Here is an 11,311-nt window from a genome sequence, read left to right on the forward strand (position 1 = left end):
GTGGGTGGTGAGGTGCGGGGGTCAGCGACCGGCGAGCGAGCCGCCGATGCCACCGACGCTGAAGTAGCGGTTGAGGACGGCGAACACGATCACCGGTGGAAGCAGCATGATCACGGCGACCGCCATGACGGCTCCCCAGTCCGTGACGTTCTGCTGGAAGAAGGACTGCAGACCGACCGGCATGGTGTAGCTGGTTTCGGTCCGCAGGAACACGACCGCCACCAGGTAGTCGTTCCAGGACAGCAGGAAGGTGAAGATCGCGGTGGACAGGATTCCGGGGAGGCTGTTGCGCAGCACGATTCGCGTGAAGCTTCCGAAGACGGATGCCCCGTCGATCCACGCGGCTTCCTCGAGCGAGACGGGGATGCTGTCCATGTAGGCGGCCATCATCCAGGTCGCCACGGACATGCTGGCTCCGACGTACACGATCGTCAGTCCGGTCAAGCTGTCGACGAGGCCGAGGTTCGCGAACAGGATGAACAACGGGATGACAGCGGTGATGACCGGCAGCGACTGGATGACGAACAGCAGCAGCGCGTATCCGGACACCAGCCGACTGCGACCCCGGGACAGGACGTAGCCCGCCGGCGCCGCCACGATCACGGACACCAAGACGGTCGCCAAGGCGACCCACAGGCTGTTCGCCAGCCATGTGGGGGTGAGGGTCTCCGTCAGCACGTAGATGATGTTGTCCAGCGTCAGCCCCGACTCGCCGCTCGCGGCGCTGGGCGTGAGCGCGAGCAGCACTACGGAGAACACCGGAATCAGCACGATCGCGGTGAGCACGGTGATGAGGGCGAATCTTCCCCACTGGCCGCGCTTCTCCTGCTCGCTCACGGGAGGCTTGCTTTTCTCACCCCGGGTGCGGGTCGTGATCGAGCGGGTCACGGACCGCGGCTCGTCCCCCTCGAGGGAGCTGTGCAGGATAGTGCTCATTCGACGCTCGACTTTCGGATCTGGCGGTACAGCACGACGGAAACCACGACGAGTGCGAGGGTCATGAGGAAGGCGATCGCCACGCCGGGTCCGAGCTGGAAGTCCTGGAACACCGTCCGATACGCAAGGACGGTCAGGGTTGTGGTGGCGTCGACCGGACCGCCCCCGGTGAGGAGATAGATGGTCGGGAAGTCGTTGACACAGAAGATCGTCATGAGGATCCAGCTGATGTAGGTGGACCGAGCAATCAGGGGAAGGGTGATCATCCGGAACTGCTKCCACTTGCTGGCGCCGTCCATCTGGGATGCCTCGTAGACGGTGGGGTCCACCGCCGCGAGCGAGGCTGCGGTCATCATCATCATGAACGGGAAGCTGATCCACACCTTGAAGACGCACACCGTGATGGCAGCGAGGGTCGGGTTGGCGAGGAAGAGCACGTTCTCGATGCCGAACAGTCCGAGCAGACGCGGGACCGGGCTTTGCGGGGTGGCGACCAGCCAGTTCCAAGCCGTCGCMGACACAACGACGGGTACCACCCAGGGGAGCAACAGCAAGACCTTGAACAGGCCGTTACCGGGAATGCGCGTCCGCAGCAGCAACGCGAACGCGAGACCCAGCGCCCATGATCCGAAGACGCCCACGATCGTGAAGATGAGCGTGAACCGGGTTGCCTTCCAGAACGACTCCGAGGTGAGGACGGCGACGTAGTTGTCCAGGCCTACGTACGTGCCGCCCGCGATCAGCGACCCGTCGTGAACCGACTGGTAGGCGGCGACGACGAATGGATATGCGTTGATCAGTAGGAGGAGTACGACGGACGGAATGATGAGCGTCGAATAGGTCCGTCGCGTCTGCGCGGCGATGGCATTGCGGCTGCGTCCGGGCCTTCCCGAACCGCCGATGCCGACGCCGGATCTCGCTCGTTGCAGCCGTGTCGCGGCATCCTGTGAAGTGGTCATGCTGTTGCTCCCTGGGTGGTGCCGCTACTACGACGTGGCCGACTCCAAGTCGGTTTGCAGGGCCTCGAGCGCCGTCTTGGAATCGGTCTGGCCGCCCAGGATGGTCTGCGTGAACTGCTGGAGTCCCTGACCGCCGTCGACTGCGGCCAGGTCGGCGAAGAGCGTTTCGGCCTGCCAGGACAGCGGCTTGCCCACGGGCTGCCACTCGTCGATGATCTTGACCCACTCGGTGTCCGACTGGAACGCGTCGGAATCCACGATCGACCGCAGCACCGGCAGCGACTCGATCAACTTCTTGTCCCAGTAGACCTTCATGTCGGCCAGGTAGGAACTGAGGAACGCCTCCGAACCCTCCTGACTGGGCGTGTTGGTGTACATCATCAGGTTGTTCACATACCCGAGGGTCCCGGTGTCACCGTTGTATCCGGTCACCGGCGACGCGACGACGATGTCGTCGTCCTTGAGGGTGTGCTGCAGGCCGGCGGTGTGCCAGCCCATGCCGACCTTTTTGCTCGTCCACTGCTCGAAGACGTTGTCGGCGGTGTAGCTCGGTGCACCCGGGTCGACGGCGCCCAGGGCGATCAGCTCCTTCACGAAGTCCATCGCGGCGATGTTGGCGTCGGTGACGGCGTCGGKGTTCTGGTCCTTGTCGAACAGTCCACCGCCGTTGTTGATCATCAGCGAGAGCAGGACCTGAGAGCCGACACTGTTGCCCGCGCCGGCACCGATGCCGAATCCGTATACGCCGTTCTTCGCGAGCGCCTTGGAAACGTCGATGTAAGAGGCCCAGTCCGTCGGCGCCTCCACRCCCGCCTGCTCGAGGAGCGACTTCCGGTACCAGAGCACACGGTAGTCCGCCTGCCACGGGACAGCGGCGTAGCCATCCGGTGTCTTCATCGACTCCACCGTTCCGGGCAGGAAGTCGTCGAGCTTGCCGCTCTTGCGCAGCGAGTCGATCAGGTCATCGGCGTACGCGATCGCCCCCTGCTCGGCGAACTGGAACGCCTGKAAGCCGGCGCCGCTGCTCACCGCCGGTCCCGTCTTCGAGGCGATCGCCGAAGAGAAGGTCTGGTAGAAGTTGTTCCACTGAATCTGCTGGTAGCTGGCCTTCGGCAGTCCGCTGGCGGGCGTGTAKCCGGTGACGACGGCCTTCGCTTGGTCGGCATAGGACTGCGGGCCCCAGGGCATGTCCCAGAATTTCAAGGTACCGCCGCTGCCACCGGTAGCGGCCGCGCCGCCTCCGCCAGGAGTGCATGCCGCGAGCAGCGGAACGGCCGCCGCAGCGGCTGCGATTCCGAGGAAGCCGCGGCGGGAGAACGTGGCTGGTGTTGAGGTGTTCATCATTGGACTCCTATCCGACCTCGCGGTCGGCTCTCTGTGGTGTGCTGGGTGTCGGGTTTGGGACGAGTGGAATGGGTACGGGCGTTGAGTTGGCTGGTCGAGGGCTCGCTAGGAGAGGGGTGCTCGGCTGAAGAGCGATTRGCTCGCCTKGTCGAACTCCCGGAGATCGTTCGGATGCTCGCTCCCTTCGACGGCGGCGATCACGCGCAGCCATGAGGTGCGGTGTGCAGACTCCCAGCGGGCAGGCAGCGTGCTGGACGCGTCGGCATTGACGATGGTGACGATGCCGGGTGCCGCCGCGCCGGGGTCGGGCACGCACAGGTGAACTCCCCCGGAGAGTGTGACGACCCGGGCGCGGAGCGGACCGCCGATTGCGGGGCCGACAGCGATGGTGATGGTCAGTGGTGCGCCGCCCTCCACGGTGCCGCTCAGCAGTACTGTGCGCGGTTGGCGGTGGAGGACTCGGAGATTCTCCACCGAGCCGAGGAGGTGGTGCGCGATCTGGACCGATTCGTGAGTGGCCCGTTCGATTTCTTCGGCCGCGGGCACGTGCACGGCGATCTCGGCAAACGAGATCGGAGTGTCGAGCGTGCTGACCGCGTCGCGGGCCTGGATTACGGCAGTGTTCGATCGCCAGCGTTGGTCGAGGATCACGAAGACGTTTCGTTCCGCCGCGGTGTTGCGCAGAGCCTCGATCCCCTCCGCCTCGGGGGCGATCACCACGACCCCGTGCGCGCCCTCACGCAATGCCTGGTCTGCCCGTTCCACCCAGCCGGCCGTGCCGTTGACTGCGCGCACGTCGGCGTGGTCCTCCACCAGGTGGAGCTTCGCGGGCAGGGATGCCGCCACCCAGGTGAGAGCGCCGGTGACGCGCGCCTCTGCATCGGCGGCAATTGTGATCACGTTCATGCGACAGCCTTTGCGTTGCGGATCCGACTCGATGATTGGTCGGCGAGGGCGATGGCGAACCGGAGGTCGTCGATGAGCTCCACCACCGCCGGCGGAGCTTCCTCACCGCGTGCGACGAGGGCAAGCGCCATCCACTCTGCTTCGTACCCGTTGATGGCGAACGGACCGAACGACCGGCTGTCCGTGTGCGAATGAAGGGTGGCGACCGCCGACCCTCCCTGCACGTACGAGGGAGTGAAGGTGACATGCATCGACTGTTCCTCGCTGATGACCTCGAGGGTCCACTCCGGCCCCCATCCGTCCGTGACGCCCGCCTGCAGGTGGACGACCTTGCCGGATGCGGTTCCCGAGATGACGTAGCCCCAGGGAGGCGCGACTTCAGCTCGCAGCACATCCAGGTCCACGAACGAGGGCAGGAACCGACGGATCAGAGGCAGGTCGTGAATTGCGAGCCCCATGATGCCGCCGGTGACGATGCGGACCGCCGCCTCCGGATCGGTCTCGTCGGATGGCGCAGGCGACTGGCGCGCGACGATGTCCGTGGCCAGATCCTCGAACAGTGAATTGGGTGGAATGACCACCGAGGAACGGATGGTGTGGGATGTCTCGATGAGTGCCCGCCATTCCGCCTCAGCTGCCAGCCAGGCCGGATCGAATGTGTGCATCGCGCCGACGATGATCGGCACGCCCGTCTCCGCGGAGACCTCCGCGATCTCGTTCGCTTCCTCAGCGGTCATCGCAAACGGCTTCTCACAGAGAATCGCCTTCACGCCGGCTCGGCACGCGGCGATGACCTGCGCCGCGTGGAACTGCGAAGGGCTGCAGATGACGATCACGTCGACACTCGCGTCAGCGAACACATCTTCCGCTCGTGTCGTATGCGCCGCGCCAGCTCGGCGGGCGACAGCCTCTGCGGTTGCGGCATCGACGTCCATGACGACACGCACCTCGAAGTCGTCGCTCAGGCGCGCGAGCGTGGGCAGGTGGATGGCTTGGGTCACGGGACCCGCACCGAGAATGCCCACGCGCAGCCGAGCGGCGCTATCGCGGTCACCGGACATCGACATCGTCTCTCCTTTGAGGTTAAAAATGACCGATTGATCATGTTTCACTGACTATAACCGATCGATCAGGTTTCACGCAACAGGCGGGTAAAGTGTCACGCGGAGGTGCGATGAGATCCGAGACACAGGTAGGCCGTGGCGCCCGGGGCCCTTATCGCAACGGCGTCAAGCGTCGTCGAGAGATAGTGATGGCGGCGGCGCTTGCCTTCGGGCAATACGGGTACCACGGCGCGTCTCTGCGCCAGATCGCCGACCAGGTGGGCACCACGAACGGGACATTGATCGCCTACTTCGGCAGCAAGGAGGGTCTTCTCGTTGCGGTGCTCGAGCACTGGCGCGAAGAGACCGCTCCAGAAACGGACATCTTCCACGGCCTCGACTACTTCCGTTCATTTGCGTTCCTGATGCGGTACCACGCGAAGCGGCGCGGCTTGATTGAGCTCTTCCTCACCATGTCGATCGAGGCCGCGCAGGCGGATCACCCGGCGAGGCCGTTCATCCTCGAACGGCAACAGTCCACGATCGCCCTCATGACGGAGAATCTCCGCTTCGCGCTGGAGCGGCAGCACATCGAGTTCATGAGTCCCGAGACGATGGAGGCGGAGGCGCGCCTGATGATCGCGACGCTCGATGGCCTCGAGATCCAATGGATCCAGACGGACCAGCTCGATCTCGAGGCGATGGTGCGCCGGCAGGTGGACTCCGCGATCGCCCGATGGACCGGACGCCCCATCGAGGACGTGCGGGGAGAGACCGATGAGTGGCTCGCCACTCATCACGGGGACGTCTTCCTCGAACTGTCTGGCTCCGCCTGATCGTGGCCACTTGGATCGCGGGAACGAACCGAAGCTGACCCGCCGCCTGCTCGTCTGATCGAGTTCGAGGTGACGCACTCGCTGGCCGGTACTGGTGTCCCTCGCTGAGCGGGCAGGGCGTCGGACCCACACCCGCGCGTGCTCGTGCTGCCGTACGACTGATCCCAGCCGACGTCGCCGGCGCCGGTTCGGACGTTGCTCCCTTGCCAAATCATGAGCACATGGTTATATTTGCGAAACTGAAGCGATCGGTTAAGTTTCGGATGACCACTGGCCATCCAACGATCCAGGTGTCCAGATCAATGAGGAGATGTGCATGTCCGCTGTCGAAACCCCATCAGGAAGCCGGAGTCGGGGCAGGCGGACAGCCGCCTTTGCTCTGGCGGCCGCCATAGCTGTCACGACGTTTGCGCCGGGTCTCGCAGCACCGCCCCCGGCACGCGCCGAGCAGTCGGCCCCGAATTCGGGCCTCGGTGAAGCTGCGTACCAGCGGCCTCTTGGAGTGATCGGAAGCGTCCCGTGCAGCCCGCACGATTGGCAGCGCTGTGCCGGCGATACCTCCGCCCCCGACACCGCGCCGTACGCACTGGGGAACCCCATGGCGCAGCCCGGCCTCGGGATTCCACTCGGTGGCCTCGGAGCAGGCTCGTTCATGATCAACCAGGCCGGCACCTTCGGCCCGTGGAACATGGGCGGCTCGTCGAACACGAACTACGAGAAGCGCATCCTGTCGCAGGCCGCCATTCATGTCCGCGAACAGCAGCCCGGCCGCAGTGCGACGACCAAGACGCTCGCCGTGAACACCACGGAGTTCGGGTCCGTCCTTCCTGCCTGGTCGACCTTGGCCGCGGGCAGCGGGACGTACAGCGCGCTGTACCCCTTAGGGCGGATCGATTACGCCGACCCTGTTCCCTCCACATCCGTGGCTACGACCTTCTGGACGCCCATCGTGGCCGGCGACGACGAGTCCTCCTCGCAGCCCGTCGCCTACTTCGATGTGGAACTCACGAACGAGACGAGCAAGACGACGAAGGTGTCGACCATGTTCACCTTCCCCAACGCTCCCGCTCACGTGGGCAGCACCGTGCAGAACACCCCCAGCGTCGTGCCCAGCATCCGCACCGGCTACACCAGTCACAAGTCGGAGGACAAGCGGAACAAGATCACCGGCATCACGCTCGGCGCCCACAGCCCCAGCAACACTGCCGACTCGCAGAACAGCGAGTGGACCACCGCCGTGCAGGACAAACCCGGGCAGAAAGTGACGTACGTGACTTCCTGGAACGCGGACGGTGACGGGTCTGACATCTACTCCGCCTTCAGCAAGACCGGTCGGCTTCCCGACGCCGCCCTCGATGGCAGCAACTCAGCCGGCGCACTGGCGGTCGACATGAACCTGGCGGCCCACGAGAAGAAGATCGTTCGCTTCGTCCTGGCGTGGGACTTCCCGCAGATCACGTTCGGCAGGGAAGGCGACACGTCCTGGATGCGTCGCTACACCTCCTTCTACGGAGCCCGCGAAGACGCGCAGAACAACTACATCGCGGGCACCTACCCCGGCGGCCAGGGTTTTGCCATCGCCAGCCGGAATCTGGAACGCGCTGACAAGGCGGCGGCAGAAGTGGCCCGCTGGTGGTCGCCCGTCGCGACCGATCCCAAGGTGTCTTCCGCCATCCGAATGGCCGCACTCAACGAACTCGGTCAGCTCTCGTTCAACGGCTCCTTCTGGGAATCCGGACTGGTCTCGTCTCCCTACAAGACCGATGCGCCGCGAGCAGGCTCGGCGGTGCCCGGYACTCACCTGTTCCACACGCTCACGGGGGGCGGCTGGGCAGACTCAGGAGAACTCGACGTCCAGGGGCAGATGGCGATCGCCCTGCGTGAACTGTTTCCCTCGATCGAAGGAGACTGGGTCCGGGCGACCTCCGAGATGATCGCCCAAGACCCGAACGGGCGAGTCCCAGGAAGCTCCGGCTTCAACCCCCCGGTCGACGGATACATCTGGTGGCATCTGGAGGCGCCGTGGCTGCTCTGGGAGACCTCCGCCAGCCCCGCGGCACCCGAGACGACGTTCTTCGACCGCCCCGTGAAATATCTGATGCGCGCGTACGGCGCGTACAGCAGCTCCGGCGACGACGCGCTGCTGCGCGATGCATACCCCGCGATGCTGCGTCTGTGGACGCAGGACGTCGTGCCTCGGATACCGCAGGGCGACGCGCTTCCCACGGAGCCCGCCTCCTTCGCCAGCACCTATGACATCTTGGGACAGTCCGGTGGCGTACACGGGGTGTACAACTCCGGCCTGTACATCCTGGCTGCGGAGATCATGGCGGCCGCTACAGCGGACGCGCAGGGGCTCGGAGTCCCCGAAGCGTCGACGGTCGACGTCGATGCCCTCACGCAGACGGCGGCCTCGTCGCGGGCTGCCTACGAGTCGGCATTCTGGACGGGAAGCTATTACACGTTCACCGACGCCGGCGCCCGGTCCACTGACGTCTTCGTCGACGCGCTCTGGCCTCAGCACGTTGCTGAGCAGCTCGGGCTGCCTGACATCAATCCGCGCGAGCATGTCGCCGCTCACCTGACCAGCACCTTCGACCAGCTCACGCAGCTGAAAGACTCGACAGGGCACATGCTCGGAGCGCCGAACCTGGTCCCGAACGGAGGAACCCCGTACCCGTTCCTGCTCAACCGGCCGCTGGAGCTCGGGTTCCAGGCAGCGGAGGTGTGGAGCGGCGCGAACTTCGAGTTCGCGGGGACGCTGATCAGGGAAGGCGATCGGCTCGGACGACCCGATCTGCTCGCCGATGGCAACGAGCTCGCGAAGGGTGTCGTCCACCAGATCTACAGCCCGGACGCGGCAGCTGCCGGAGCCTTCGCCTTCAACACGCCCGAGGCGTGGAACGGCTACGATCCCACCACCTACCGCGCGGCCTATTACGTCCGTGCGCTCGCCGCCTGGGACATGTACGCATCGACTCGCAGTCGATGAGAGCGCACACCTAGCAAGGCGCAGCAATCGAGGACGCAGGGGCAGACGCTCGCCCCTGCGTCCTCGCCATGTCCAGTCCGCGAGTGACGGCGACTCAATCGAGATCCATGCCGCTGAGTCGGGCGAGTGCCGTGAGGAGTCGAGCCTGGAAGTCGCCGGCGGTCGCAGAGGGGTGTGGCCGCTGTGTGCGGCGGTGGTGCCAGTAGCCGCCGGTGGCAGGCTTGACGTCCGGATGTGTCGCGAGCCATGCCTGGGTCCGGTGGCCCTCGACGAGATCGTCGGGCGCGCACGCACCCCCCATGCGAGTGGGAACCCAACCTGGATCGACAGCGTGACTGGTCGTGCCGGGCCATCGATGAGCGACGGCCTCACTGAGCGTCGTCACCCACAGTTTCGTGTCACTGTACGTCGCCGTCGAGGACGTCAATCGATCGAGGTCCACGGAGCCGCCGCKGTGCATCGAACTGCTGAGATAGATCAAGCGCCCCGGCTTGTGCATCAGCACCGTCAACACATAGGGCGCGAGGATGTTGACCGGCACCAGGTCGGGCGGCCGCATCGTCCCCGCGTTGTGGAGCACAGCGTCGAACCGGCCGAACTCATTCGCCTGGCGCGCCACATCGCCGGCCGCTTCCAGATCGCTGAGGTCGCCGACCACCTCGCCCGCCCAGCGGACTCCCTCGGCGCGAGGCGCCCGATCTGGAGTGCGAGCATGTACCACGACATCGTTGCCGCTGTCTGCGAGGTCGATCGCGGCGCCGAGGCCCAGCCCGGTGGAGGCCCCGGTGACGAGGATCAGCGCCATGCCGGTGCCTCACCGGCAGCTCTGCGTATCAGCGCGGGCGCGATGTCGCCAACCGCCTTCTGTCCGCCCACCCGGCATGTTCCTTCACTGTCGGTCATGATGATCCTTCCCTCATCTTCATGGAACACCGATCCTCCCGTGCCCGGGAGGTCCTGCTGGAAGGTGTACTGACAGAGCATTCCTCGTCACCCGGCCCCGGCGTAGTGTCCGTCGGGAGTTACCCGAAACGACCCGGCTCGAGCGCGTCCCTGTCCAGGACTCCGCAGGAAAGACGGCGCATGAGGATCACGGAGGCAGGACATGACCGACACCAAGGTTTGGCTCATCACCGGAGCGGGGCGCGGAATGGGCGTCGACATCGCGCAGGCAGCACTCGCTGCCGGTGATCGCGTCGTCGCCACCGCCCGCGACGCTGCGAAGGTCGTTGCGACTGTAGGAGAGCAGGAGAACCTCCTCGCCGTCTCGCTCGACATCACCGACAGCGCGTCAATCCAGGCGGCCGTGGATGCCGCCATCGACCGCTTCGGCCGCATCGACGTGCTCGTCAACAACGCCGGAAGCTTTCAGGCCGGATACTTCGAGGAGATCAGCCCGGAGCAGTTCCGTGCGCAGATGGAGACGAACTTCTTCGGACCGCTCAACGTCACCCGCGCAGTGCTGCCCGTCATGCGCCGGCAGCGAGCGGGGCACATCGTCACGATCACCTCGACGGCGGGAATCGTCTCTGGTGGGTTCGGCAGCGCGTATGGCGCGTCAAAGTTCGCGCTGGAGGGCTGGACCGAATCGCTGCGTGAGGAGGTCGAGCAGTTCGGCATCCGCGTCACCGCCGTCGAACCCGGCTTCTTCCGCACGGAACTGCTCGTCGAGGGAGCCTCCACCCTCTGGCCAGACATCTCGATCGACGACTACGCAGACACGGCGAGCACGATCGAGGGATGGAAGTCAATGAACGGAAAGCAGAGCGGTGACCCCGCGAAGCTCGCTGCCAGCCTCGTGAAAGTCGTCGAACTCAACCAGCCGCCGGCGCGATGGGTAGCCGGCGCCGACGCCGTGCAGGCCGTGAAGCAGAAGGGCCAGAAGCTCATCGACCAGGCCGAGGCCTACCTCGAACTCTCCACAGGTCTCGACCACACCGACAACGCTGCTTGAGACCTGGCCCTTGGCCTGGCGTCAGCCTGGGGCGACGGAGGGACAGATTCCCCCGGTCTCCCCCGTGCAGATCCGCGAAATCCAGCGGCTCAATCGACGTACGGAGCGGTCGCCACAGGGGTAGTGCGTAAAGAATCTTGCGCAAACCCCTCTTCGCCAGGCTGGTTGTGAGTCAGTTCACGGTCAGCGAGGAGGGCGGGGTTGTCGATTACTCCGGGGTTCACGACGGCGGAGATCCGCGAGCTTGTGCATGAGTATCAGTTGCAGCCGCATGGTCAGAAGGCGATCTGGCTGCGCGAGCGGGGCCTCACGTATGCGCAGCTGATCAAGTGGCGCAAGGC

9 protein-coding genes are annotated in these 11,311 nt (G+C 65.3%); 3 read left to right on the forward strand and 6 right to left on the reverse strand.

All coding sequences use genetic code 11. The annotated features are described in order from the left end of the window. Positions 1 to 21 precede the first annotated feature (21 nt). From AC1DP3_RS16525 to AC1DP3_RS16545, 5 genes are all read right to left on the reverse strand, one after another. On the reverse strand, positions 22 to 936 hold the full coding sequence (locus AC1DP3_RS16525) for a carbohydrate ABC transporter permease (protein ID WP_477295172.1): 915 nt from the start codon (positions 934 to 936) through the stop codon (positions 22 to 24). After that, positions 933 to 1,895, reverse strand: a complete 963-nt coding sequence (locus AC1DP3_RS16530) for a carbohydrate ABC transporter permease (RefSeq protein ID WP_477295174.1) — start codon at positions 1,893 to 1,895, stop codon at positions 933 to 935. The genes AC1DP3_RS16525 and AC1DP3_RS16530 overlap by 4 nt, the downstream gene beginning before the upstream one ends. Positions 1,896 to 1,922: 27 nt before the next feature. Further along, positions 1,923 to 3,236: an ABC transporter substrate-binding protein gene (locus tag AC1DP3_RS16535; RefSeq protein WP_477295176.1), complete on the reverse strand. Its 1,314-nt coding sequence runs from the start codon at positions 3,234 to 3,236 to the stop codon at positions 1,923 to 1,925. 108 nt (positions 3,237 to 3,344) lie between these two features. Further along, a complete protein-coding gene (locus tag AC1DP3_RS16540; protein ID WP_477295178.1) occupies positions 3,345 to 4,145 on the reverse strand; it encodes a hypothetical protein in 801 nt (266 codons plus the stop codon). Beyond that, positions 4,142 to 5,212, reverse strand: coding sequence for a Gfo/Idh/MocA family oxidoreductase (locus tag AC1DP3_RS16545; protein ID WP_477295180.1), 1,071 nt, complete (start codon positions 5,210 to 5,212; stop codon positions 4,142 to 4,144). Before AC1DP3_RS16545 ends, AC1DP3_RS16540 begins: the two co-directional genes overlap by 4 nt. Positions 5,213 to 5,397: 185 nt before the next feature. On the opposite strand from AC1DP3_RS16545, the gene AC1DP3_RS16550 reads away from it, so the two are divergent. Both AC1DP3_RS16550 and AC1DP3_RS16555 read left to right on the forward strand, forming a co-directional pair. After that, the gene (locus AC1DP3_RS16550) at positions 5,398 to 6,024 is read left to right on the forward strand and encodes a TetR/AcrR family transcriptional regulator (RefSeq protein WP_477295182.1); all 627 of its coding nucleotides are present in this window, start codon (positions 5,398 to 5,400) and stop codon (positions 6,022 to 6,024) included. Positions 6,025 to 6,622: 598 nt separating this feature from the next. Continuing rightward, positions 6,623 to 9,016: a GH116 family glycosyl-hydrolase gene (locus AC1DP3_RS16555; RefSeq protein WP_477295184.1), complete on the forward strand. Its 2,394-nt coding sequence runs from the start codon at positions 6,623 to 6,625 to the stop codon at positions 9,014 to 9,016. A gap of 94 nt (positions 9,017 to 9,110) precedes the next feature. Here AC1DP3_RS16555 and AC1DP3_RS16560 read toward each other — a convergent pair whose 3' ends face one another. Next, a complete protein-coding gene (locus AC1DP3_RS16560; RefSeq protein WP_477295186.1) occupies positions 9,111 to 9,821 on the reverse strand; it encodes an SDR family NAD(P)-dependent oxidoreductase in 711 nt (236 codons plus the stop codon). A gap of 300 nt (positions 9,822 to 10,121) precedes the next feature. On the opposite strand from AC1DP3_RS16560, the gene AC1DP3_RS16565 reads away from it, so the two are divergent. After that, complete coding sequence (locus AC1DP3_RS16565; RefSeq protein ID WP_477295188.1) at positions 10,122 to 10,970, forward strand: SDR family NAD(P)-dependent oxidoreductase; 849 nt, start codon at positions 10,122 to 10,124, stop codon at positions 10,968 to 10,970. The last annotated feature ends 341 nt before the right edge of the window (positions 10,971 to 11,311 follow it).

The organism is Microbacterium sp. P5_B6 (assembly GCF_056400345.1).